Below are 24,727 nucleotides of genomic sequence, written 5' to 3' on the forward strand. Positions count from 1 at the left end.
GAGAATAAGGTGACTGAAGAGCAAAGAACTCGTTTCGCGGAGGCACTGCAGCGACTCGCAGGCGACGAAGATTTGCTGATCGCGATGGGAGCGATGGTGCTGGACGATGCGCCGGTGGTGATGGCAGAATTGCAGCAACAGATCCAGGCTGGTCAGCTTTCGCAAGCCGCATCGACTGCGCACAAACTGAAAGGACTGCTAAGCACCTTCGATGTCGGCGGTTGCGTACTGACGATTCAACAGATCATTACGGCTGCCAAGGCGGACGACCTCGCTGAATGCGTTCAATCCTGGTCGAAGTGCGAACGCGAGGCGAACGAGTTGCTCGCGGAAGTTCGCGGAGTGGTCGATCCGGTGTCAACGTGAGCGGCGCGCCCCATGATGAACGAAGCAATGATGGTTCGCTGGTCGCTTCCACGTTGACCATCGCATGGAGCATTGTGGGCGTCGTTGCCGCACTTGCGTTGGTCATTGTAGCTCGACACGTTTTCATTCTGATTTTTGGAGCCATCCTATTCGCGGTGGTTCTCAATCGTATCGCATCGAAATTGTTGGCATGGGTGCCGATTCGCTGGAGCCGTTCGATAATGGTCGGCATCGTGTTGATCCTTCTGGTCGTGCTGTTGATCGCTGCGGTCTTTGGATTGGCAGGTTCGATCGTGGATCAATTGGATTCCCTGACCACACAGTTGACGGATTCAGTTTCGCGAGTTCGCGAAGCGGCCCAGTCGCATCCGCTTTGGAAACGTGTCCAGAAAAGCGATGTGGGACTGAGTTCGCTGTTACCGAGTTCTGGTTCGTCGATGGGCATCGCCCAGACTTTTTTCTCGTCCACGTTTGGGATTGCCACCGACGTGTTGATCCTGTCGGTGCTAACGGTCTATTTTGCGATATCGCCATCCGCTTACCGCAAACCGCTGATTCGATTAGCTCCGGTGCCTTGGCGAGAACGACTCGACGAAATGCTTCGGCGATCTTCTACCACGCTTTGGCACTGGATGCTCGGTCAAGCCGTTTCGATGACGGCGGTGGGCATCGCGTTCGGAGTCGGGTTGTGGTTCTTGGACGTTCCAATGGCTATTCAATTGGGCCTGTTCGCTGGTTTAGTGACCTTCGTGCCAACGATCGGCGGGATTGCGGCGGTGGTGCCCGCGATGTTACTCGCATCTGGCGAGGGGGCGTCGAATGTCTGGAGCGTGCTGGCGTTGTATGCGGTTGTTCAATTCGCAGAGAGCTATCTGTTAACACCGATGGTTCAAAAGCAGCAAGTCAACTTGCCTCCTGCGATGGTGATTCTTTCGCAAGTGATCATCGGATTGCTGCTAGGATTTTGGGGCGTCGTCTTTGCTACGCCACTGTTCGCGGTTGCCATACTCTGGGTGAAGGAACTTTACGTGAAAGATTGGCTTGAAAAGGCGGACGAGGTTGCCGCACCAGCTTCGCCTAGTGCATCGGGTTAACCGATGTCTGTTCGGATGATTCGCTGCGAACGCGGCGACGTCTTTGACTTCGGCTTGAGTGCGTTGGACTCAACATCAATCCAGGATTGCGGCGAATCGACGTCGACGACGACCGGATCATCGAGCGATTTGAGCACGGAAGCTTGGAACGAATCTTTATCAAGCGGCTTCGCGACGAATGCACTCGCTCCAGCACGCAGTGCAAGGTGCTGCACATGATCGTCATCCATACTGCTCATCACGACAGCCGGAATTCGGCAGATCGCAGAACCCGGGTCGGTGCGCATGCGATAAATCAAGTGCAGGCCACTCAGTTCAGGCATGTCGATATCGGTGATTAGCAAGTCGGGCTTCTGCGTCCGCACCGATTGCATGGCAGCAGCACCGTTGACTGCAACAATGCATTCAAAATTCATTTCGGTCAACCACTTGACGACCTGTTCACGAATCGACCGCAAGTCGTCTGCAACGACGACTCGTCGTTTAGGCCGTTGTTCAGCTTGAATGTTCATGGCGAAGTCTAGAGTTTCACCGTAGCATTGATGTCTTTATCAACGGTCGCCTGTTCACCCGCCAAGTACGCCTTACCGGCTCGCCACAAATACTTGATGCCTTCCAACCCTGAATTGTCCCAGTACTCGCCTACGTTCGGATCGACTTTCAGAAGTATCAATGATGGATCGTCCTTGCCTTTGGGAAACCAAACTCGCCAAGCTTCCTTCCACATCGAGCTTACCAAGCTACGATCGTCATGAACGCTCGCGGTCCCCGACAAGGTCACGAACTTATGACCGCCCTGCATCGTCACTGCAACTTGGGGATCTTTGATCATCGCTGCGATCTTCCCCGAGTCGCGGTTGGTCGCAAACCACATTGATCCGTCATCGTCCAGCCGCGCCACCGCCATGGGCCGAGCGTCGAATCCCTCGGCCCCGTGCGTCACAAGCATGACGGTATCGAAGTCCTCCAGCAGCGACATTAATTTTTCGTTGGTGTTCATCTCGATTTCCTTGAAGTGAAATGTGTGTGAGATGAAGACTTTCACGCAATCCACGTGCCGTTACTGATTGCCCCATCTTCGGAAGGCTCCGAGGCGATGCCGAATCCACATCGAATCGGTCACATCTTGTTGCGCCGCGTCCTTTCCCGTTGGTCGTGGAGGGTTTGGCACACGAAATGCATCACATATGCTCCGCTTCGTCGCGCGGCGAAGATAAAACCCTCCCCTCCAAGCTGATGGAAAATGATGATGAAATTTTCAATGATGGCCCTGGCCCTGATGACTTGCTTTGCGGTCGCCGGCTGCGACGAAAGCGTTCTGGATGAACAGGCTGACCGCGTTCGCGACGTCTCGCAAGAGCAGGCGGACGGTGTCCGAGACATGACGCAGAACGCTGCCGAGGACATCCGTGAAGGCTCTCAGGAAAAGGCCGAGATGATTCGCGAACGCTACGACAATGCGTCTAACAACGCTGAAGCGAAAGCAGACGCGATCGAAGAGCAGGGCGAAGCTGCTGCGGACAAGATGGAAGACCGTGGCGAAGCCAAGGCGGACAACCTGGAAGAGTACGGCGAGCAAAAAGCTGATGCCTTGGAAGCTCGTGACGAATAGATCGCCGGCAGGAATACGTATTGCATTTTGGTCTAACCCGATCCCGCAAGGCTGACTTCCTGTTGGAAGACTCACAGCGGGTTTCGGGTTGATCGACCTCCACTGTTTTGAGTTGGTCCAATGATGAGTCCGCAGGCCGAGGAGACGTGGCGTGCTCAGTTGTCCAACCTTTTAATGCAGTGGGCTTCGCACGCCGACGACGTGGCGGATATCGCATCACGGCGGTTGCGTAGACGGTGGGGACGCAGTGGGATTCCGCAGATCCAAGCTTATACGGGGTATCGTTCTGACATCGGAACGCACGTAAGCGGTCGAGTGCTGAACAACCCCGTGGGCTCACCGGATTTTACCAGCAACGACTGGTGGGATAACCTCGTTGACAGTTATCAGCGATTTGCGAGCGACGAGGTGCCCAACGTCGAACTTGAAGTGATTTTCAATGGGCAAGTCATCCGCTGCGAGAGCGACGAAGAAGGGTATTTTCACGCAGTTGTTCCGGATGCTGGCAAGAACGATCCCCGACCATTCTGGTCCAAAGCCTTGATCCGCATCGTTGAACATGCGGATGTCGATCCAGATTCCTCGACGACGATCGCCCGCGTTCTCACACCACTCAGCACTGCCGAATTCATGGTCATTAGCGATGTCGACGACACGATCATGCACACCGGTGCGACGGAATTGTTGACGATGGCGAAGTTAACGTTCTTCGCGAATGCAAAAGCGAGACTTCCTCTTCCGGGCGTGGCAGATCTTTATCAACGTTTGCAGCAGGGCGGAGAACGTTCACAAAAACTACGAAATCCCATTTTTTACGTTTCCAGTTCACCTTGGAATCTGTTTGATCTGCTCGAGGATTTTTTGGAGATCAATGGATTGCCTGACGGGCCGATACTGCTTCGCGACCTCGGGATCGACAAAGACAAATTTCTCGCCAGCGGTCACGATCACAAGCTTGAAAAGGTCCGCGCATTGATGCGTGACTATCCAAGTTTGCCCGTGGTCCTCTTCGGTGACTCGGGGCAGGAAGACGCGAGGCTGTATGCACTCGCAGCAGCGGAGTTCGGTGAACGAATTCGAGCTATCTTCATTCGCGATGTTGACCCGGGAATCGCCACCCTATTCGACAACAACGTCGAGCCGTTTATACGGCATGCCGCGGCGGCCGGTGTGCCGATGTATCGAATCGAGTCAAGCGATGAAGCCTCGGAGAGACTGAAGGCATTGAGGTTGCTACCAGAATAGACCACCACTACTAAAATCGTTCTTACCAAACTGCTCCGGCCAACCAGCGCGCCGACGGCTGAGTTCGCGGTGCTGGATCGAACTCCAAGGTTCAAAGAATGACAAAAAAGAACATCGCCGATGACAACGAGGACCAGCCGCTGTCGCCCAGAATGCACGGCTAGCCAAGTTCAAGTTGACGTTCTAAACGATGATCGAATTCAGAGAACAAGTTTAAGACGCTGGGACGCTCGAGAGCTTCCTGAACTCGACCTACGCTCGAGTTGAGTTGCAATGGCACATCGAGTTCTTTCCCGGAGGCGTTACCGGGGCGTGCGACAATTCTCGCCGAAGCCGTCGCACTCGTCTTCCAGCCTTTCACTCCAGCAAGAGCGTCGCTGATCGCTGCCCGGACGACCCGCAGATCCATCCCCGCAAACGCGGATGCAAATGCAGCGTTCACGACCGCTGGAGACGTGGTCGCTGTTTCAAATGTGCCGCTGCGAAGACAACGATCCAACGTTCGACCTAACAGAACCATACGCATCACTTCCAACGGAACACCCCGCACGGATGTGATGATGGATGTCAGTTTGCGAACGGGGAATAGCAGCAGTTTTAGCGGAGCCTTTACAACAACACCAACGCAGCCCGTCAACCAGCCGCTATTGACAGCGTAGAGTGGCTCCAGCGACTTCATGGTCTGTTTCGTGTCATGATTGGCAAGCGTCCGTGATACCACGAATCGCCTGCACCGATCTCGGACCAGATCGTCAACGAAGGGTACGGGGATGAATCGGGCGGACGCCGACACCAGCCCGGCAAGGATCCACTCGTGCATGAGTGAATCGGCGGCTTGGGATGATCCATTTGTATGGTTTGGCATTGTCAAATTTCTTGGAATAAGAATTAAGTGGGCATTGCCTTAGGCCGGGTATTACTACAAGTCGACGCGCAGCGAGTGAACGAACTGTAACTTGGGGACCACGGCGGGCACAAACACCTCGGGGACTAAATCCAATAATCCCATGTCGCGATTGAATTCGTTCGCCATCACGCCGACCCTCGCGTAAGCTCGAATGAGGCCGTCAAATGTGTCGAGGTCCAAGTTTGTCACACCGAAGTGATTGGCGGTAGCGAGCACGGTGAGCATGTCGTGATATGCGCCGAAAGTCTCGGCAAAGTCTTCCCAGGGATGCATCGACGCATAAGCGGACACGAATTTCGTCGGCCAGTCTGCGGGTGGTCCTTGGTCGTAGTAACCCTGCATCGCTGTCGAATACTCTGGATTCCTCTCATTGCCAAATAGGTCGTGAAATTCTTCGCTGCGGTGGTCAAGGACGAGCCTTTCCCAAAAGTAGTGCCCTAGTTCGTGCCGTAGATGGCCAACCAGCGTTCGCTGGGGTTCACCAAAATTCACGCGAGCGATCTCACGGGCAACACTGTCGGCCTCGCGGATGTTGATCGTAATCCGACCTGCCTCGTGGCCGGTCATCACCGACACGCCAACGTCCGCCTTAAACTCAAACGATAAACGAGGCGTGCCATCGTCGATTGGAAAGCCACTACGCTCCATTGAGTACAGAACCCGCTGTTTCGCACGCTCGAGTCGTTTCCACAGGTCGATGTTGCCCGGCACACTCAAATCCGGCAGCACCGTCGTCAGACGGCAGTAATCGCACAACGGCGAGGACTCCGACGGGTCAAACAGAACCAGGCGATTGCAGATGCCATGTTCAACTGCGTTCTTGCATCGGGAATATGCATTCGTGCAAGACTCTCGGCAACATTGCACGTCACCGGTCAAACCGACCTCCAGTGTCGTCAGCTCATCGCAACTCGGACACATCGCCACCGATGCGCCGCAGCTCAGGCAGCGATCATTGTGAAAGAACAGTTTGCTGCCGCACTGGCACAGGTATGTTTTCAACGGTGACTTTGCTTTAGATGTGACAAGGACTTACGCGATCTGCGATAGGGTACCGCCGCACTGATCGCACCGGCATCCATCGACATCTTCCGCATCGTCGCCAAAGTAGGCTTGAAGTTGCTTCCAACGGCACGTTGTCGATTCCGCGAACTCGACCATACGCTGGACGGCAACCCTGCGATCTTCGCAACGTGCCTCGGTTGCGAGGGCCAACAGATCCGCCGCGTCGTAATCGAGCGTTTGCTCCAGGACGCGCCACCGTCCACGTCCCGCCGGTGCGACAATACCGCGTGACGCCAACAAGTGAAAGCTGTTTCGTAGCTGCGTTGGACCCAGAGGGCTAATCGGCTTCAAGTCGCCGACGGCGACCGTTTGGTCATCGTCACCAAAACGCTCGACGCCGCTGACTAGCGTGTGATGGGCGGTAATCAGCAGCGATGATTCGGTACCGCCGCCAGCGAACATGCGTTGTAAATCAAGATCGTTGCGGTCGTAGATCAGCGTGCACCGCGCGATGTTTCCATCGCGACCGGCGCGGCCGACTTCCTGATAGTAGGCCTCAAGCGAACCCGGTAACTTGTAATGAATGACCTGACGGATGTCAGATTTGTCGATTCCCAGACCAAATGCATTGGTGGCAAAGATGACAGACGGTTTTCCATTCATAAATTCGTTCTGGGCAGACTCGCGGTCCGCTTTCCGCATCTTCCCGTGATAGCACAAGCCGTCAAACTTCGCGGCCAGAGACTCCGCGATCTTCGTGGTCGCACAGTACACGATTGCCGGTTCAGTACGTTCCAATTCGCCTTCGATCTTGAGTGCCCGTTGCAGCAAAGACAACTTCTCGTCGGCCGAGTGGCTGCGGCACACTTGCAGCTTCAGGTTCGTGCGAACCACGCCACTCCGGACGACCGCAGGATTAGAAAGCTGAAGTGTTTTCCTAATTTCATCGAGCGTTTTCTCGCCGGCAGTGGCTGTCAATGCGATCACGGCTGGATGGTATTTTCCTTCGGACAACTTGCCACGAACGTACGGCAATGCCAGATAATCCGGTCGAAAGTCGTGTCCCCATTGGCTGACGCAATGTGCCTCGTCGACAACGATCAAGCCGACGCCGACCTCCGCTAACAGATCGCAGATGTCGCTACGTTGAAGCCGTTCCGGCGTCGTGAGCACAAACTCAATCTTACCACTGCGGACCTGGTCTCGTGCGTCGGCAATCTGTTTACGTGTCCGTGTACTGTTCAAAATAACGGTCGGCAATCCGAGTGCCTCAAGATGATCGGCTTGATCTTTGGCGAGTGAGATCAACGGGCTGACCACCAAAGTTGCACCTTCACGGACCATGGCAGGCAACTGGTAGCACAGGCTCTTCCCCGATCCAGTCGGTAAGACCGCAATGGTATCGCGTCCGGCGATGATAGCCTCGCAAGTTTCCCGCTGGCCCGGACGAAACTCGTCAAGGTGAAATGTATCGTGGAGCAGTTCGGTGATCAGATCTGTCATGGAGGCGATTACTTGATGAGGATGGGTCGGTGAGGTTGGTCGACACGACGCACTTCCACGCCGTTGAATCGACGATCAAAAAAAGCCGCCTCGCGTTCAAACGAGGCAGCTGATTTTGCCGGAACAGTCTCCGAATTGAAACTATTGTTGGATGTCGTGATGAACACCCGACTGGGAATGGACACCGTCTTTGACGTTGTACATCTTGTTCAGCCCCGCCATGAACTGCTTGTCCGCGGCAGCGGGCCAACGATCCTGATTAAATCCCTTCGCGTTTTCGAGCTGTTGCTTGGTTACGTCGAGGCACATGTGGTAATCGTCGCCGTCTTGCTCCTTCGTGCATTTGAACGCCTTGAACGGAACGGCAAACAGAGAATCGCCCAGCCCCAGCATGCCTCCGTAGGAGACCGCGACGTAAGCAATTTTGCCCGTTGACGCATCCATCACAACATCGTTGATTTCGCCGATGCTTTCTTCCGCTTTATTGTAGATGTTCTGCCCGATCAACTGGCTGGCACGAATTTGACCACTCGCCGTCACATCGTCCAAAGTGCCGACGTTAGACCCGGACGTGTGGCCGACTTGGTGTTCATCAGCATTGACGGGAGCAAGCCCGGTGAAGCCGAAGGTGGCGATCGAACAAATAGCGAGGCTGCGCGTGAAACGTTTCATCGTAGAGGTCTCCTGAGACGTAAAAAGTAGGGCTGCGAATGCGAACCCTTTCAAGAATGGATTCGCAACGCAAAGGGTGTGCCGCAACGGATCAAATTGGAGACTTGCCGCCCGCTGCACCGAACACCTCGGCAGTTGCATAACTCGCCTCAGGACTGGCGATCCATCCAAAGTGCTACACGCGTTCGAAGGGATGCCCGCGCCGCTCAAGCAGAGTTCTCTTCACCGATATTGTCGGAGGCGTAGTGTGAAATCGAACCTGAGGTCCGCGGGGACCAGGTTGGTCCCGCAGCGACCGCGTTGACGCCGATCCCTTTCTCAATCACCAACTTCGCTGACCGTTGTGCTATGCCTAGCACTGATTGCTTGAACGTCGCGTACGGCAGCAGTCGCCATCGCGATTTAAATATGGACCGAGAGTTACCGGCCCGTTCACGGATTGTTTGCAGTCCATTACCTCGACAATAGGCAACAGAATGAGCTCGCAAAATCTCGGCAGAAGATGAATCGCCTTCCCAGCGACAGATGGCCTTAAGCGAGTGGATCTGACGAATCCGCAGGACGCGATATACGTGAACTTCGTTTGGAACGTGTTCAAGCAGCCATGGCCGTCGCCGCGGACTGTCACGGATCGTGGTTCTGCTTCATGCGCCAAGGCTGTCAAAGAGATTGCCGGAGGCAGTCAAACCAAGCAAATAATTCGAGCCGCGAAGTTGGCGTACATCTCGCCGACCGATCGTACACCAGTGGTACCGTCAGTGTCGGCGTAGCTCAACTGGTTTGGATGCTAACCGTCCTAAGTGGTCGACCGGAGGACAAAACCATCTACCCAGGGGCTTTGTTAGTGCGATTTAGCCGCCTCCTTGAGAAAAACTTACACCCCCAGATTGATTGGCACGGCAATCGCATGAACGTGGTTACCGCCGACCGATGAATTCCATTGATTGGCTAATTACCGTTTACTCTTGGAGATAGTCATGTTGGGTTGGGCACTTACCTTTTTGGTGATCGCGTTAATTGCTGGCGTCCTCGGCTTCGGCGTGATCGCCGGCACCGCCGCTACCATAGCGAAGATCTGTTTTATCGTATTTCTGGTCTTGTTCGTGATCGGCTTGGTGATGGGACGTCGCGGACGAATCGTCTGAACGAGCGTCAATGACGATCATCTTCCATCTTCATTTCGAGCGTGCGGAAGCGATTCCGCACTTGCTTGACCGGGTACCGCTGCACATCAGCGGCTTTCTCTTGGGCAGTGAAGGTTTGTCGCGATCGTGTCATCTCGAAGTCCTCATTCGGACTTTAGAAGAACTCGACCGACAAAGATCTCCAGATTCAGCTGAACCAAAACACCGTCCATGTGGAGGGTGTCGCGGACAATGATGGAAAAATTATCTGTCCTGAATGTCGTCATCTAGTTTACGGGAGCGTTGGGATGGGGGCACGGCTCCTTAGGCACGTTGCATGCCGCGGATCGTTTTGGCTCGACATCTGCAATGCAGTGGCAGTACTGCGAGCATTCATGCCTTGACCAGTCGCTCTGATTAGCGCTGGTCTGAAAAGTACGATCAATCGGAACCCTCTGTGAACGAACCAAACGCACCACCCGTTGTCTGGTGGCTTAAGAAAGACTTTCGGTTGCGTGATAATCACGCGTTGTCTTTCGCACTTAAAACAGGTAGCCCAGTGCTCGCGTTGTTCGTCATCGAACCGCAAACGTTGTCTGCTCCCGAAACGTCAGCGATGCACGTCGCCGCTTGGGTAGAGGCGACCAAACATTTGCACGCGGCAATCCGGGCCGCTGGCGGCGATCTTTTGATTTTGCGCGAGGATGTACTGAAGGCGTTCGCGTTGCTGCATTCGCAAACCAAATTCGAGCGGTTGGTTAGCCACGAAGAAATTGGCGAACTACGAACCTATCGACGAGACATTGCAGTCGGCCAGTGGTGTAGGTCACGCGGTGTTGAATGGATTGAGCTGAGACAGACGGGCGTGTTCCGTCGATTGAAGAATCGTGACCAGCGATCCAAACTCTGGAAGTCGTTTATGGAAATGCCGGCGGTGGAACTACCAAAGGCGAGCGAGTTGTCCCGTCTAATCGTCCCCGAAGTTGTTTCTAGGCTGCCTGCCGTTGCGATCAAACGTCTTTCAGTCAAGTCGCTCGGCCTTGAACTTTCGCCCGCCCAGGCACGATATCGTCAACGTGTCAGCGAAGAGGATGCGATAGACACCCTCGACACTTTCTTGACTCAGCGAGGGATGAATTACAGCAGCGAGATTAGTTCGCCCAATACCGCGTTTTCGTCAGGCTCTCGACTCTCGGTTCACTTGGCGTGGGGGACCATCAGCCCTCGATACGTCTATCAACAAGTCAATCGTCAAATGGAAGTCCTCAAGGACTCCGACGATCCCAACGCAGGTCGCTGGCGTCGCTCATTGAACGCCTTCAAAGCGAGGATGAACTGGCGAGATCACTTTATTCAGCGACTAGAAACCGAACCACAGATGGAACAGGTCGCCTTGAACGCCGCCTACGATCAGCTTCCCAAGCCGAGCGACCCAAAAATACTAGAAGCGTGGGTCAAGGGGGAAACCGGGCTGCCGCTCGTTGATGCTTGCATTCGGTGTGCTCAAACCACTGGCTTTCTAAACTTTCGCATGCGGTGCATGATCACCTCCGTCGCGTGCCATGCTTTGCGGCTGAGTTGGCGAGACATTCATGTTCCAATGGCACGGTGGTGGGCCGACTACGAGCCGGGAATCCACCTCGCGCAGTTGCAGATGCAGGCAGGAGTGGTCGGCATCAACACGCTACGAACCTACAACCCGGCCAAACAAATCGCCGATCAAGATCCCGACGCGAAGTTTATACGACGCTGGTTACCCGAACTCAAGAAAGTTGACGTCGAGACCATCATCGACCACCAAGACAACCCGACGCCCCTCTACATTCGGCCGATTGTCAACTGGCGAGAAAGCACAACGGCGATGCGAGCGGACTATTACGCGATTCGACGAATGCCCGAGACCAAAAAGTTAGCCGAGGCGGTGCTGGCCAAGCACGGTTCACGCAAGAAACCGTCGAAACGTCGAAAGGCCGCTGTGAAATGAATCGCCAGACTTTGCTGAGGCAACGCATCTACAAAGCCAATCGTCGCCAGGTGAAGGCTGATCGGCGATACGTGCTGTGCTGGCTTCAACAGGCGTTGCGTGGTACGGATAATCCGATCATTGATGCGGCTGTGGAAACCGGCAACAAGCTAGGATTGCCAGTCGTGGTCTATCACGGCCTAGACAATCGTTACCCCCACGCGTCGCATCGTATTCACCGCTTCATGTTGGAAGCGTCCCAGTCGCTGACGGTCGATTTGGGCAAACGACGGTTGCGTTTTTGTCGCTACGTTCGACGACCGCAAAAAGTCTTTCCGAACTTGGTCCATCGACTAGCGGAAGAGGCAGCAGCAATCTTCACTGACGACATGCCCACCTTCGTCGCTCGGCGGCAGGCAACCTCGGTCGCTGCGAAAGTCGATGTGCCACTGTTCTTAGTCGACGCCGCTTGCTTGGTTCCTGGAAGACAATTTCCGACGTTACTCGAAGCAACGAAGTCGTTTCGTGCGGCCCACCGCCCCTTGCGTGAACGTTATCTCGCAGAACATGACGATGTCATGCCAACCGTTCGCAAATATACACGCAAGCTGCCGCTGGATCATGACGCGATCGAAGACTACCAAAGTGATCAGCTAGATTCGTTGATCGAAGCGTGCGGAATAGACATGACGCTGCCTCCTGCAGTTGACTACCCTGGGCATCGCCAAGTTGCAGTTCACAGGCTCGGCGATGCGATGGTGAATGTCGTCCCACGATACAAATGGACTCGCAACAACCCGTCACTTGCCAACTCGACGGCAAAGCTCTCGCCTTACATGCACTTCGGCGTACTGGGCCCTCGCGAAGTCACCCAGGCGATCCATGATGCCGACCTGCATTCGGCCGCGCGATGGAAATTCTTGGACGAGCTTTTGACATGGCGTGAGTATTATTTTCACTTAGCTCGGCACAGCGACGACCCGTCTGCCTACAGCAACGTGCCCGCATGGGCGAGGAAGACGCTGGCCGAGCATGCCGACGATGCCCGTCCCGTAATATACACGCTCGATCAACTCATCCACGCCGAGACCGCCGACGACGTCTGGAACGCAGCCCAACGTCAATTCTTGCTAGATGGTTGGATGCACAACAACCTGCGGATGTACTGGGTCAAGCAGATCATCAAATGGACAGCGGAACCCGAAGAGGCATGGCGAATCGCCTGTTACCTAAACGATCGGTTAAGCCTGGACGGCCGCGACCCATCCACGTATGGCGGCATTCAATGGGGATTTGGTCGCAGTAAACGAGCTTACCGCGAATCGCCGATCTATGGTTGGGTTCCCTCTAAATCGGCGTCAGCGATTTTGAAGCGGACCGGTGTCCGTGATTGGATGGCAGCCGAACTCGCCCGTCCGAAGCCGGAGATCGAAATTCCCGATTCTTCAAAACGACCAACGAAAAGAGCGGCACGTGCTTTGCCTCTGTAGCAGCACTGGGAAAACGAAGGGGAAAACGAAGGGACGGAGCACATTGACAGGGGTTGACCGCTCGGTTCATGAGGGTAGGACTGGTTTTATCGGGCAGTTCATGTCTTCCATCACATCAGTCCTCCCACGGTATTCCCATGGTTCGTTTAGCTCGTCGAGAAACGATCGATCCGAATGAGGTGGTGGTTGCTCACATCTGTAATCGAACTGTCCGTCGGTGCTTCTTGATGGGAGACGACGCTCAATCGGGCAAGAACTTTGATCACCGCAAGGTTTGGATCGAGCAGTACTTGCGTCAGTTCGCCGCCAACTTTGGGATCGACCTTTTGGGTTTCGCGATTCTGTCGAATCACTTCCACTTGATCCTTCGCACGCGGCCCGATGTGGTGGCTCGATGGAGTGACGAGGAGGTCGCTCGACGGTGGATGATGCTGTGCCCGCACCGCAGAAACACCGATGGTTCGCCCTGCCTGCCGTCTGAACCGGAGATCAAGTCGATCGCCGGTTGCCCAGTGAAGACTCAGGAAATCCGCCAGCGGCTCTCAAGCATTTCGTGGTGGATGCGGTTGCTGTGTCAGCGGATCGCGATGCGGGCCAACCGCGAGGAGCAGGAGGTCGGTCGGTTTTGGCAGGATCGCTATCGCGCCACGGTTCTTACCGATGAGGCGTCGTTGCTCGCGTGTGCGGCGTAGGTTGACTTGAATCCGATTCGAGCAGCAATGTGCGAGAAACTGGAGGACAGCGATCACACATCGGTGCAGCGACGGATCGAAGCCCATTCGGATGAACCGGAAGCAGCCACCGACGCAGACAAGCCCCAGGCGGAAGCCGTCGATGCTTTCCTGGCTCCGCTGGATCTCGATGAAGCATCCGCTGCGATCGGGCCAAATGAATCAGCAAGTGCGGCTCGTTGCAGTGACAAGGGCTTCTTGCCGATGTCGCTGGAGGATTACTTGTTGCTGTTGGACTGGACCGCGCGTCAGTCGGTCGATGGCAAGCGAGGGCGGACTCCGGTTTGCGTTCCGCCGATCTTGAAACGGCTGGGTTTGGCGGAGTCGAACTGGTGCGAATTGGTCAGCGACTTTGGCAAACTCTTCTCGACGGTTGCCGGCAAGCCTGCGGTCGTTGATTCGCTGCGCACCCCGCACGGCCACCGTCGGATGCATCTGCGGCGCCGCGCCCGTGAGCTGATGACGGCATAGCGAGCTCTCACCCTCTTCTTTTCGGTCTTTCGTCGATCGCCACGTGGTCCGTTTCCCCAGTCGGCAGCTCAGGATCCGGTCGTTGCTCGCGGAAACGCCTCGTTTTCGCGGGCATCGACCGAGTGTTCGCGCCGATGAGTACGAATGCGGTCACGCTGTTACGCCGAACGAACGAGTTGACTCTACCGAAGGGATTTGGTGCCGCCCAGAAAAAAGCTCTGTCCCTAAGTTCGCCTTTTACATAAATCGGCCAAAGAAAAATCGCGCCGGAAACGTCATTGGCAACTACCTCTTCGATGTCTCGATCGATACCGGAAAAGGAAATCCATCAGCTTTGGGACTCGACTTCCACTGCAACAACATCGGTTGCGTTGAGAATGTTGACATTACATCGGGCGATGGAGCCGGCAGGGTTGGCTTGGACTTGCAGCGAGGCTGGCCTGGTCCGTGTTTGATCAAACATGTCTCGATCACCGGTTTCGACGTCGGGATTGCAGCCTCGCATCGTGAATACAGTCTCGTGTTCTCGAATATCCGTCTTCAGGAACAACGCGTGGCTGGCATCACCAACAACGGGAATGTGTTGTCTTTAGAAAATGTCGTCAGTGAAAACAGCGTTCCTGCGGTGCGGAACAACGGGGGCGGACTGGTCGTCCTGATCAACAGCCAACTGCGTGGTGGGGCACCTGAGAACGTGGCCATCGAATCAGAGAATGCATCGATCTATTTGCGAAACATTGATGTGGATGGCTATTCAGCTAGTTTGGTCGAAACACGCCGCGGCAAAGATAACCTTGCAACAACGCTGACGCGTCTGCAAAACATCCATGTTGATGAACACTTCACCGAACCACTCGATCACGCATTCGAATCGATCGGTTCCGGGTCACTCAAGCTACCGATCAAACGGACACCGGAGATTCCATTTCCTGCGGTCAGCAAGTGGGTTAACGTGCGCGATTTCGAACATCTGGTCAAGAATGGAGATTGGGCGTCCGCGATTCAGGCCGCCGTCGATTCGGGGCCGGAATTGGTCTACTTTCCAGACGGCCCAAAATACTCCATCGGCAAAGATGTGATATTGCGTGGCCCGGTTCGCACCTTGCTGGGCGGATCGCCCAAAGCCTCGATTGAGAATGACGCCGACGACCCCGAAAACAGCGCTGCGATCGTGCTGGACGCCGATCTTCCGATGGTTCAGTTTCACATGCTCGCTAGCGATCACATCAAACAAGATTCACCGACAACGTTGTTGTTGCGTCATTGCAACTCGGATCACATTTCCGCTGGTCCAAACTGCGGGGAGCTGTTCATTGAGGACACGGGCGGTAAGTTTCGATTCAGCAAGCACCAACGAGTTTGGGCACGGCAGCTCAATCCAGAAACGAAAGGTGTTCCAGAGATCATCAATGATGGAGGTCAACTGTGGGTGCTGGGTTTGAAAACCGAGTACATCAGCACCAAGATTGAAAACCTCGGGGGAGCACAAACGGAGGTTCTCGGAGGTTTGATGTATCCGGTACACCCGTTGATAGATGAGTCGTTGCCGATGTTCGTGAATAGGGACAGCGACATCTCGCTGATCCACGGATGCAGCGTCTACAAAAAGAATCACAAAATCTACATGTTGGACACGCAAGCCGGCGAAACGCGCGAGCATCGCGATTGGCACTGGATTTTCGGTCGTCCGATCACCAACCTTTACCGAAGTGTTCGGCCATGATTCAGCTGCTGTCCCCGAAAGTAACCAACTCGACTGCGGTGTCCGTCGTCATGTTTTTCAGCGCGATCGCAGCGTTTTCCAACTCGGCCGTTGAACAACGTGCGGGGTTCGATCGCATTCGTCTTTCATCATTCTGACGTTACGCTCTGCCGCATACAGGTGAAGTCCTTTGCTCCGCCCGACGCACCCGCTGAGCAGCCGTACCGAGCCAGAATTGCTATTCACTAATCTTCCATTTTGTGAAAATCAAACCATGAATCAACAGCCTGCAGTCTTACGGTATTCGCTTCTTTTTGTTTGCTGGTTTCTGCTCGCCATGCAAACACTGAGCGCAAGCACGGTCTCGAACATCGAAGAGCTGGTCAAAGCCGTGCGTGATGGTGCCGAGGACAGCGTGATCGAGATCAGTGCGGGAAACTTTGAACTCAACGCACCGCTTGAACTTAAGTCCGGCATGACGCTCAAGGGGGCTGGAATGGCCAAAACCATCATCACCCACGCAACCACCTGGAAGCCGTCTACCGAAAGACTGCCGCTGGGTGAGATGCGACCTGACGAAGCAAATGCAGATGCCTACCTGATTCGCCTTCCCAAGAAAGCAGCGAACATCACCATCGAGAACCTGACGCTTCGCGGTCCACAGATGCACGGAGCCATCTTCGCTGTCAGTAATCAGAATGTACACCTTCATCACTTGCGTATCGAAAACGTTCTGTATTCAGGCATCCGTTGCTACTACATGACAAATTCAAGGATTCACGATTGTGAATTCATTGGGGCCGGGGGGAAATGGAAACGAGGCGGACTTCCCGGCATCGACGGTGGAACATCAGGTGGCGCGATCTTCGCAACTTGGATGAGCGACACCGAAATCGCAAACAACCGTTTCACCTTTGGCAAGCCCGATCGCAGGCCCGGAAAGTCGGGCGGCCACTACGGCGTTAAAGGACGTGGCGGTAAGAGAATTCACATTCACCACAATACGATCGGCGTCAATTTCTCGATTGAGTTTCCATTCGAAGGCAATGAAGCAATGGAGATCGACCACAACGTCCTTCACGGTGTCGTCTCTATCCCGAAACACGGCGGAGGAAAAGTGCTCGCCAAGAATCAGCGGTCCTTTCACATCCACCACAATTACTTCACGACTAGCTACGCGATCGAGTTTCCCCGGAACAACGTAGAGATCGACCACAACTTATTCGATTTCCAAGTTGACCAGGACGGCGGCAATCTGATCAGCGGGTTTGGCGGTGTCGCCTCCCCCGGCCCGGCCTGGTTTCACAACAACTTGGTCAGCAACCCGGGGCGCGGCGTGATATGGAATGAAAGAGCCTTTGGTGAACTGGTCGTCCGTAACAACCACATCGTCACACGAACCACGGCAACACCCCGAACAGAAGGGCTTTTCGGTATCGGCGGAAACGATTTCAGCAAGACCAAAATCATTGACAACATCATTGAGTGCCGGGGCCAACCCCGCCCACTGCTGCGTAACGCAGCGAGCTATGATGCCGAGATAATGAACAACCAGCTCACCAATGTTTCCGACACCGATCGCTATCGAAATGCGCAAACCGAAACAGACGCTGGCCCAACGGCACCGCTGGTTTTCAAGTGTGGTGCTCAGGGAGAGTTCACTGTCAACGGTTGGGAATTCGCAGCCACGATGGATACCGATGACTGATAGTCGAGAGCGGCAGTGCCTCACCGACGAACATTCTGTCACGCTATGTCCCAGTCCACCCGTCGTCACGAAGATTGAACAGGCGACTTGAACAGGATTAGCTGAATCGGTTGATTGACATTACCTAACGACACCCTTGCTTTTGAATCCAGTCATTCCAGTGAAGCATGACTTCAAGACGGTCAGGTAAAGGTTCGCCGGTTTCCACGTCGACCAAGCCACTGCGTCCGCCCGGATGAGGTGTCTCGTAGAATCCGCACCAGCCAAAGCCGATGATCTGCGGATTTTCGACGGACATCTTCATCATTCCCGCGTAGACCTTTTCTAATTCGTTCAGGTCAGCCGCCATGTAGCCTGCTTTGGCAATCGGGCCGTGAAAGATCCCCGCGCCGGTGTCGGCGAGGTGGATGGGACCGTCCCAGTGGCGAGTCGCGTCTTCGAGAACTTCATACACGACCTGCGGCGGTCCCATGACGTTCACTGACAACACGTCGACATACTTCTGCATCGTTTGAATCGCGTAGGCTGGCAGCGGTTGCAAGTGCAAAGTGTTGCGATCACCAAGAATCAAATGGTGGGAATCGTATTTGCGAATCGAGTCGTGGTAGACCTGATACCACCGCTCGCAGATGCGACGCATGAACGCTTCGCGATCGGCCAAATGTCGACGCTCGTTGATGTATCCACGCAGCGGACGATCCATCGTTTCGATTTCTTCCCACGATTGAACCGGGATACCGTAAGTCGAACGCCAACGATCGATGGTGCCGTAGATCCGACGCATCAGTTGCACCCACTGCTTCAAACCTGCACTTCCCGGTTTGGTCGCGTCGTTGATCCATTGATCGAAGCTTTTCGTTCGCGGATGCCAGGGTGGGTTGTGGCAAAGGTGGTATCCGATCAGTCGACAATTGTTCGCCAGTGGTTTGCAGACTTCGCGGCAACGATCATCGACAGCTTTGGCAAACTGGTCCGAAAACACATCCGGCATGCTCGGGCCGGCCATGTATTGTTTCGGATACTCCAGAAAGATGGTGAACTATGGGGAGCCGTTGTCAGAAAGCTTTTCTCGGCCGAATGAGCACCGTCGACTTCCGGATGTGACACGCCGCTGAAAACCGTGAACTGATCACGCAAATCATCAATGACTTTGGTGTAGCGTGATGCCTTGTAACCTCGCCCCTCGCCTTCCGGTACAAAGAAAGACGCATGCAGCCCAAGGTTATTGCACAGACAGACCATCCGCCGACGTCAACGCATCGCAGAGCACTTTAAGGTTTTGCGAGACCCAGGAAGCTCGTTGGAGTCACCGATCGTATGGCGCAGAACCTACCGTTCGTCTAAGTGCATCCGCAAGGCGTCGACTTGGGCGAATCGGATCCCGCCGTGCTCGATATAATCGAGACTCGACATAATCGAGCTAACGCTGTGTAACTCGAGGGTAACGCAGTTCGCGGGCGCGTTTCCATTGGCGTGCGCCGGTCTGGAACTCAATGAGTGTGGCGGGCACGTCGCCGGGACTACAACGACGTACGAACAAAAATCTCGTCATCGTCTTCCACAATCAAAATGGTTTGATTGGCCAGCACCGGCCCGAACGTCTGTCGTTTGCCCGTCGGCCATGTCACTTGGATTTCGCTGACTTGCGGACATGCACCAAGTCCCCAATGCAGCGCTGGCGAATTGCGACTGAAGTAGCCATCCCCGGCAACCAAGAATTCCGTTTGGGTTCGTTGATCGACGGTAATTGTCACGGTCGCGCCGACCGGCAATCGCTCGCTGCGACGCCCCACTAACTCGATGATCAACGAATTGCCACAAGGTTCGGTTCGGTTGAGCAGGATCGCGGTCGGTTCGCTGAGGTGCGTGATGACCAGATCTTGCCGTCGATCACCATCTAAATCCGCCACAGCCATGGCGCGTCCGACGTGTTCGCGTCGACCATACATGTCCTGTTGATTTGGTGAAACGTTCACGAACGAATCGCCGTTGTTACCCAAGATTTGAAAGGGCTGACGAAACGCAACCGAGGAATCTTTCAGGTGGTCGACATGCCCGTTGGTCACGGCAAGGTCGACCATGCCGTCTTGATTGTAATCTAAAGCCTGGGTTCCGAATCCAACCATCGATCGGGTCTCCCTGTCGATCCGATATCGCAGACTGCGATCGATGAAACGGCCATCGTCGTTAAGGTACAAACACGCGGATTCCTTCGAGAAGTTCGTGATCATTACGTCGGCTTGGTTGTTGGAATCAAAGTCACCAACCGCCATCCCCATCGATGCCGTCATGGTGCCTTCGATGTCGAACGCGCAGCCCGCCAGCATCGCTGTTTCTTTCCAGACTTGCATTGAGGCGTCGGTGGATGGAGGCGAAGTGGACCACAGGTGATTGGGAGTTTGATCGTTGGCAATGAACAGATCATTGCCACCTCGCTGATCGAAATTCGCAATCACCATTCCCAATCCATTGGCCGGCGGCATGTCGGCGTTGGATAGCGTTTTTTTATCGTGATTGCCATCGGCAGTTTGGATAAACAAGTCATCCATCGCCGCCGAATACCGCGAGGGTCCATAGCTGACGGCGACTTGACCTTCGTCGTCTACGTGCGGTCGTTCGAAGAGGTCTTCATCGTCGAGGTAACGCAGTCGAATCAAATCGGGAAGATGGTCGCCCGTCACGTCGGCGATCGCGACCGATGTGTCAAGGCAGTGGATGGAATCATCCGACGGGTCCCACGGAATCGGTCGAAAGGTCCCGTCACCGTTGTTGATCAGCATGGAGTCGACGCCCAGGTTCGCGACAAACAGATCGTCGAACCCGTCCTGGTTCCAATCGCCGGCCGTAACCCCGAGCGTGTATCGCCAATCCTCGGCACCCGCCCAAGTGGTCGTGTCGGTGAGGTGACGTTGCCCATCCGCGTCGAGTAGATTGCGGTACAGTGTGTTGGACACGCGTGATGTCATCGCGGGCGGGTCGCCGCTGCCTTGGGCCAAGTAGAGGTCGTGTTGACCATCCAAATCGAAATCAACCACGGCGACACCGCCTCCGAATTGTTGATAGATCGCAAAGCCAGAATCTTGCTTTGAACCAGACGTCATGAATTCGTGATCACAGTGCCAGGTGCGAGCGACGTTATCAAAGAAGAAGGGAATGCAGTCCAGCGGCGGCCGCTGGACCGAGCCGGTGCGGGTCGACATTGCATTGGATGACTGACGTTTCAATGGCTCGCGATTCAACAATGAGACGTCGATTGGATATTGTTCCAACCGTTTCCCACCGAGTCGCTCGCTGGTCGAGGGAAAGTCCAGGGATTGTTCAATCAGTTCGACGCGTCGGCGGTTGAAATCCTGGAGTCTTCGGTTCGGGTCGCCGTGGTACATTGACTCGATCGTACGCCACATGAGGGCCTCGAGTCGTCGCCCTTTGGTTTCCAAGCGATCAGCGATGTTTTCGGCCAAGCCGGGACCGGGCGACGGTCCGTCAGCGAATTGGTGGGCGAGCTGAGCTAAGGAAGCACGCTCGGTGGCGGGACGCTGCCATCGTTTGGCGGATGCGCGGTCACCGGACGACAAGTAAGCTTGTCGGAGTCTTCGCGGTATCGCATTGTCCATTGGTTCTCGATCCAAAGCGCGCAAGTACGCCCCGATGGCTTGGTCGAATTCGTTCTTAGCCAGGAAGAGATTCCCAATCGCGGCCCAGTACTCTGGCTCGCGTTTCAGACCCTCCAGCAGTTCCCCACGGTGGTGCTGGAGCCACCACGCGACTGATTCTTCGTCTTGAATTTCGGTCACCACGCGGCCGAAGAAAGCCCAGATGGATGGCGGAGCATGGTCTTGTTTTTCATCTAGTTCTTGACGTAGCAAGTCGGCGGCTTCCTGATACTGTTGCCGGGTGAATGCCACACGGGCACGACCGGTACGACCGATCGAATCGTAGCGCCGTGCCCCGGGTCGAACCGGCTCGGAATCCCCGGCATCGTGATAGATCGCATCGGGCAGAACCAGCAACGAATAGAGTTCGTCCTCGAGAATATCACCGGCCCGGCATAGCTGGCGAATCATCGCGGTGGCTTCAAAGCGGCGTCCTTGTCGGTTGTATAGGAACGCGAGCTTTCGGATCGCCAAATTGGCATTGGGAACCCGTTCCAAGATTTGAAGGTATCGTCGCTCGGCCCCGGCATAGTCTTCGGATTCCAACGCCCAATCGGCGGCTTGGCCCAAGGCGGGAAGGCCGGCTTCGGGGTGTTCGACCGGGATGTGGTCGAGCAAGCTAATCGCTTCGGTCCGATTCCCCTGTTGGAATTCCAGTTGAGCCAAGCGGAACATCGCTTCGATGTCATTCGGATTTCGCAATAAACGGTTGCGGAGGGAATCGTTGGCATCATTCTCAGGGGGCAACTTCGGCTGCTCGATATCCTCGGAAGCTCGCGGTGTCGCAGATGTGAGTGGTTTGGAGATGGGGCTTGCAGCGTCGGCGATTACCGTTTGGTCGTTGCTCTTTTCCGTCGGTAACGAGGGCTTGGGTTTGGCGCCGCATCCGGTCGTGGTGGCGATGAACACGACCGATACCAAGCTGAGTTTGAACGACTTCAGTCCTGCAGAAGACTTTGCCATGATGGGCCACCTCAACTTCTTACCGAGTCACGGAACTCGCCGGGGGTCATCTTCAGTTCACGTCGAAAGAACGCGTGCATGTATTCCGGGTTATTAAATCCTGCCTTGGCCGAGATCCGTTCGATGGACAAGTCGGTCATCTTCAACAGCTCACAAGCCCGGCTCAATCGAACTTTGCGGATCTCTTGTTGCGGTGATCGATGAAGATACTTCCGCATCTGTCGTTCCAGTGTACTGCGAGAGACTGGGACGTTCTTCAATACATCGTCGACACTGATTCCCGCACACGCATTTTCACGAATGTACGTGATTGCCATGGAAATGTCGGGATCGTCGATGGCAACAATGTCCGTCGATTGCCGCGTGCAGACGCCCACGGGAGCAAAACGTTCTCGAGTTAAATTGGGCGGCTCGCCCTTGATCATCTTCGCGAGTGCCTCGGCGGCTTTGTATCCGATCAATCGTGCATTCGTGATGATGCTCGAAAGTGGTGGCGTTGACAATTGGCAAACCAATTCGTCGTTGTCCACGCCAAGCACTGCGACTTCCTCGGGCGTGTCGAGCCCGGCTTGCACACAAGCCTGCAAAACATGCTGCCCGCGAATGTCGCTGCACCCCATCACGCCGACGGGAGTGGGAAGTGATCGGATCCATTCGATCAGTTTTGCCTGTTCTTTCTCCCACGGCGTTTTGGTGGCACCATGCCAACGCGAACGGTAAACCGCACATGAGCCCAACTCGCTGGCTCGCTCCGCAAACGCACGTTCTCGCCGCAACGACCAAGCTTCGTCATCAAAACCGCAAAAAGCAAAATTGTTGAACCCTCGCTCGGAAAAATGGTCAACTCCCAATCGACCGATCGCTTCGTCGTCGGATCGCAAAGTGATAGCTCCGGATTCGCTGCCACGGTCGGTCAATTCGACCATGACGATGCCCGATCGCTTGGCCGCCTCGAACAACTTGGGGCTGGTGATCCGCGTGATGATTCCGTGCCCGTCCCAATTCATCAACCACAGCGGCAAGTCGCTCGATAGATCACGTTGCTCGTAGAACACGATCCAATCATTGGCCTCGCGGCAGTACTGCGTGATCCCGTCGAGCAAGTCACGGCCATAGCTACCCGATGACTCGACAATCAAGGCGACTCGTTTGCGTTCAACTGCCATCGATTCTTTCCGGCTGATCCATCATGTCGCCGACTCCAATGAGAGCGGGTCGGAGACATCCGATTCAAGAACCTGGAAGTTGGGTCGGTACGGAATAAACGCAGTGATGATCGCCGCGACCAACAAACATACGCCTCCGAAAGTCACGACATGCAACCGACTGATATCCTCGCTGTTGGCAAGCACGCGGCTCAAGATGATCGCCACCAAAATTTGGGGGATCACGATGAACAAATTGAAGATGCCCATGTAGACACCAATTCGTTTTTCCGGCAACGCCCCCGAAAGCATCGCGTATGGCATCGACAAGATCGATGCCCAAGCGATCCCGACGCCGACAAAGCTGCCCCATGTCAACAAGGTCGGATCTCGAACAATCAGCACCGACGACAAGCCGATCCCGCCGCACGCGAGCGAGACAACGTGCAACCATTTGGCGGAAACAAATCGACCAATCCATAGGAAACCGATTGCGGTGAAGAACGCGACCATGTTGTACGTCGCAAAACAATCGTTCGCCAAATAGATGCCCTGTTTGTATAGATCCGACTGGGTGTCAGTCGCCCCGAGGATATCCCGAGCGACCGCGACGGTGAAGAAAATCCACATGCAAAACAACCCCATCCAAGTCAGGAATTGGACTGCGGCCAAGTGCTTCATCCGCGATGGCATGTTCCGAAACGCGTCCCAGATTTCGGCGGGACCACTGCGTTGGGTGGTCGAATCCTTGTCGGCCTCTTCGTTGGTAGTCTCGGGAGGATGTTCACGTGTCGTGAGCACCGTCCAAAGCACGGCCAAGAAGAACACGACCGCACCAGTCGTGAACGCCACGTGAACCGTCTGCGGAATCGGGTCCGCTTGTGAAGTCGTTGATCCGACACCGCTGGCTTCGAGCCATCCGGGCAGTTTCGAGGCGATGACCGCACCCGCTCCGATGAACACGGATTGCATCGCAAAACCGACCGTCCGTTGCCGCTCGGGAAGCAAGTCGGCGACAAACGCACGGAACGGCTCCATGCTGATGTTGACCGACGCATCGAGCACCCACAGTAATCCGGCCGCCATCCACAGCGCGCTGCTTTGTGGCATCAAAATCAACGCGATGCTGGAAAAGATTGCGCCGACAAGGAAGTAAGGACGCCGCCGACCGAGGAAGCACCACGTGTTGTCGCTCATGTGACCGATGATCGGCTGCACGATCAATCCCGTCAGCGGAGCGGCGAGCCACAACAACGGCAACTCGCTTTCGTTCGCGCCCAGATATTCGTAGATCGATGACATGTTGCCCATCTGCAGACCCCACCCAAACTGAATTCCGAAGAACCCAACGGACATGTTGCAGATTTGCCAGA

General features: G+C 55.2%; 23 protein-coding genes. 11 read left to right on the forward strand and 12 right to left on the reverse strand.

Annotated elements, in window-relative coordinates; all coding sequences use genetic code 11:
• The first annotated feature begins 9 nt into the window (after positions 1 to 9).
• Positions 10 to 366: an Hpt domain-containing protein gene (locus tag FHS27_RS23495; protein WP_184307593.1), complete on the forward strand. Its 357-nt coding sequence runs from the start codon at positions 10 to 12 to the stop codon at positions 364 to 366.
• Positions 363 to 1,460 (forward strand): AI-2E family transporter, encoded by a 1,098-nt coding sequence (locus tag FHS27_RS23500; RefSeq protein WP_315854670.1) that lies wholly within the window; start codon positions 363 to 365, stop codon positions 1,458 to 1,460. Before FHS27_RS23495 ends, FHS27_RS23500 begins: the two co-directional genes overlap by 4 nt.
• On the opposite strand, the gene FHS27_RS23505 is transcribed toward FHS27_RS23500, so the two are convergent.
• Together FHS27_RS23505 and FHS27_RS23510 are read right to left on the reverse strand one after the other, a co-directional pair.
• Entirely contained in the window at positions 1,457 to 1,972 is a 516-nt protein-coding gene (locus FHS27_RS23505) for a response regulator (RefSeq protein ID WP_184307597.1), read from the reverse strand. The genes FHS27_RS23500 and FHS27_RS23505 overlap by 4 nt on opposite strands.
• Before the next feature lie 8 nt (positions 1,973 to 1,980).
• Entirely contained in the window at positions 1,981 to 2,460 is a 480-nt protein-coding gene (locus tag FHS27_RS23510; RefSeq protein WP_184307599.1) for a pyridoxamine 5'-phosphate oxidase family protein, read from the reverse strand.
• A 261-nt stretch (positions 2,461 to 2,721) separates the two neighbouring features.
• On the opposite strand from FHS27_RS23510, the gene FHS27_RS23515 reads away from it, so the two are divergent.
• Together FHS27_RS23515 and FHS27_RS23520 are read left to right on the forward strand one after the other, a co-directional pair.
• Complete coding sequence (locus tag FHS27_RS23515; RefSeq protein WP_246420709.1) at positions 2,722 to 3,072, forward strand: hypothetical protein; 351 nt, start codon at positions 2,722 to 2,724, stop codon at positions 3,070 to 3,072.
• A 120-nt stretch (positions 3,073 to 3,192) separates the two neighbouring features.
• The gene (locus tag FHS27_RS23520; protein ID WP_184307603.1) at positions 3,193 to 4,317 is read left to right on the forward strand and encodes an App1 family protein; all 1,125 of its coding nucleotides are present in this window, start codon (positions 3,193 to 3,195) and stop codon (positions 4,315 to 4,317) included.
• Positions 4,318 to 4,477: 160 nt separating this feature from the next.
• Here FHS27_RS23520 and FHS27_RS23525 read toward each other — a convergent pair whose 3' ends face one another.
• The 4 genes from FHS27_RS23525 to FHS27_RS23540 form a co-directional block, all read right to left on the reverse strand.
• Positions 4,478 to 5,182 (reverse strand): hypothetical protein, encoded by a 705-nt coding sequence (locus FHS27_RS23525; RefSeq protein WP_184307605.1) that lies wholly within the window; start codon positions 5,180 to 5,182, stop codon positions 4,478 to 4,480.
• Between the two features lie 54 nt (positions 5,183 to 5,236).
• Entirely contained in the window at positions 5,237 to 6,226 is a 990-nt protein-coding gene (locus tag FHS27_RS23530) for a zinc-binding metallopeptidase family protein (RefSeq protein WP_184307607.1), read from the reverse strand.
• Positions 6,227 to 6,256: 30 nt separating this feature from the next.
• Positions 6,257 to 7,732, reverse strand: a complete 1,476-nt coding sequence (locus FHS27_RS23535) for a RecQ family ATP-dependent DNA helicase (RefSeq protein WP_184307609.1) — start codon at positions 7,730 to 7,732, stop codon at positions 6,257 to 6,259.
• A 141-nt stretch (positions 7,733 to 7,873) separates the two neighbouring features.
• A complete protein-coding gene (locus FHS27_RS23540; protein ID WP_184307611.1) occupies positions 7,874 to 8,404 on the reverse strand; it encodes a PRC-barrel domain-containing protein in 531 nt (176 codons plus the stop codon).
• Positions 8,405 to 9,381: 977 nt separating this feature from the next.
• On the opposite strand from FHS27_RS23540, the gene FHS27_RS23545 reads away from it, so the two are divergent.
• Positions 9,382 to 9,549 carry a DUF1328 domain-containing protein gene (locus tag FHS27_RS23545; RefSeq protein ID WP_184307613.1) on the forward strand — a complete coding sequence of 56 codons (168 nt, stop codon included), beginning with the start codon at positions 9,382 to 9,384 and terminating at the stop codon, positions 9,547 to 9,549.
• A gap of 7 nt (positions 9,550 to 9,556) precedes the next feature.
• On the opposite strand, the gene FHS27_RS31440 is transcribed toward FHS27_RS23545, so the two are convergent.
• Positions 9,557 to 9,682 (reverse strand): hypothetical protein, encoded by a 126-nt coding sequence (locus tag FHS27_RS31440; protein WP_261363954.1) that lies wholly within the window; start codon positions 9,680 to 9,682, stop codon positions 9,557 to 9,559.
• Between the two features lie 303 nt (positions 9,683 to 9,985).
• On the opposite strand from FHS27_RS31440, the gene FHS27_RS31565 reads away from it, so the two are divergent.
• From FHS27_RS31565 to FHS27_RS23570, 6 genes are all read left to right on the forward strand, one after another.
• Positions 9,986 to 11,512, forward strand: coding sequence for an FAD-binding domain-containing protein (locus FHS27_RS31565; RefSeq protein WP_184307615.1), 1,527 nt, complete (start codon positions 9,986 to 9,988; stop codon positions 11,510 to 11,512).
• Positions 11,509 to 12,981, forward strand: a complete 1,473-nt coding sequence (locus FHS27_RS23555; protein WP_184307617.1) for a deoxyribodipyrimidine photo-lyase — start codon at positions 11,509 to 11,511, stop codon at positions 12,979 to 12,981. The genes FHS27_RS31565 and FHS27_RS23555 overlap by 4 nt, the downstream gene beginning before the upstream one ends.
• Positions 12,982 to 13,118: 137 nt before the next feature.
• On the forward strand, positions 13,119 to 13,673 hold the full coding sequence (locus FHS27_RS31200) for a transposase (RefSeq protein ID WP_246420718.1): 555 nt from the start codon (positions 13,119 to 13,121) through the stop codon (positions 13,671 to 13,673).
• A 6-nt stretch (positions 13,674 to 13,679) separates the two neighbouring features.
• Positions 13,680 to 14,183: a hypothetical protein gene (locus FHS27_RS31205; RefSeq protein WP_246420719.1), complete on the forward strand. Its 504-nt coding sequence runs from the start codon at positions 13,680 to 13,682 to the stop codon at positions 14,181 to 14,183.
• A gap of 334 nt (positions 14,184 to 14,517) precedes the next feature.
• Positions 14,518 to 15,906 (forward strand): hypothetical protein, encoded by a 1,389-nt coding sequence (locus tag FHS27_RS23565; RefSeq protein WP_184307619.1) that lies wholly within the window; start codon positions 14,518 to 14,520, stop codon positions 15,904 to 15,906.
• A gap of 253 nt (positions 15,907 to 16,159) precedes the next feature.
• On the forward strand, positions 16,160 to 17,593 hold the full coding sequence (locus FHS27_RS23570; RefSeq protein ID WP_246420721.1) for a right-handed parallel beta-helix repeat-containing protein: 1,434 nt from the start codon (positions 16,160 to 16,162) through the stop codon (positions 17,591 to 17,593).
• 124 nt (positions 17,594 to 17,717) lie between these two features.
• Here FHS27_RS23570 and FHS27_RS23575 read toward each other — a convergent pair whose 3' ends face one another.
• The 5 genes from FHS27_RS23575 to FHS27_RS23595 all read right to left on the reverse strand — a co-directional run bounded on the left by FHS27_RS23575 (position 17,718) and on the right by FHS27_RS23595 (position 24,710).
• Complete coding sequence (locus FHS27_RS23575) at positions 17,718 to 18,599, reverse strand: hypothetical protein (protein WP_184307621.1); 882 nt, start codon at positions 18,597 to 18,599, stop codon at positions 17,718 to 17,720.
• Complete coding sequence (locus tag FHS27_RS23580) at positions 18,494 to 18,835, reverse strand: DUF1552 domain-containing protein (protein ID WP_184307623.1); 342 nt, start codon at positions 18,833 to 18,835, stop codon at positions 18,494 to 18,496. The genes FHS27_RS23575 and FHS27_RS23580 overlap by 106 nt, the downstream gene beginning before the upstream one ends.
• Before the next feature lie 278 nt (positions 18,836 to 19,113).
• Complete coding sequence (locus tag FHS27_RS23585; RefSeq protein WP_184307625.1) at positions 19,114 to 22,209, reverse strand: FG-GAP-like repeat-containing protein; 3,096 nt, start codon at positions 22,207 to 22,209, stop codon at positions 19,114 to 19,116.
• Between the two features lie 11 nt (positions 22,210 to 22,220).
• Positions 22,221 to 23,375 (reverse strand): XylR family transcriptional regulator, encoded by a 1,155-nt coding sequence (locus FHS27_RS23590; protein WP_221225337.1) that lies wholly within the window; start codon positions 23,373 to 23,375, stop codon positions 22,221 to 22,223.
• A gap of 21 nt (positions 23,376 to 23,396) precedes the next feature.
• Complete coding sequence (locus FHS27_RS23595; protein ID WP_184307627.1) at positions 23,397 to 24,710, reverse strand: MFS transporter; 1,314 nt, start codon at positions 24,708 to 24,710, stop codon at positions 23,397 to 23,399.
• Positions 24,711 to 24,727 lie beyond the last annotated feature (17 nt).

Origin of the sequence: Aporhodopirellula rubra (assembly GCF_014192335.1) — a bacterium.
In the GTDB taxonomy this organism is placed as follows: domain Bacteria; phylum Planctomycetota; class Planctomycetia; order Pirellulales; family Pirellulaceae; genus Rhodopirellula; species Rhodopirellula rubra.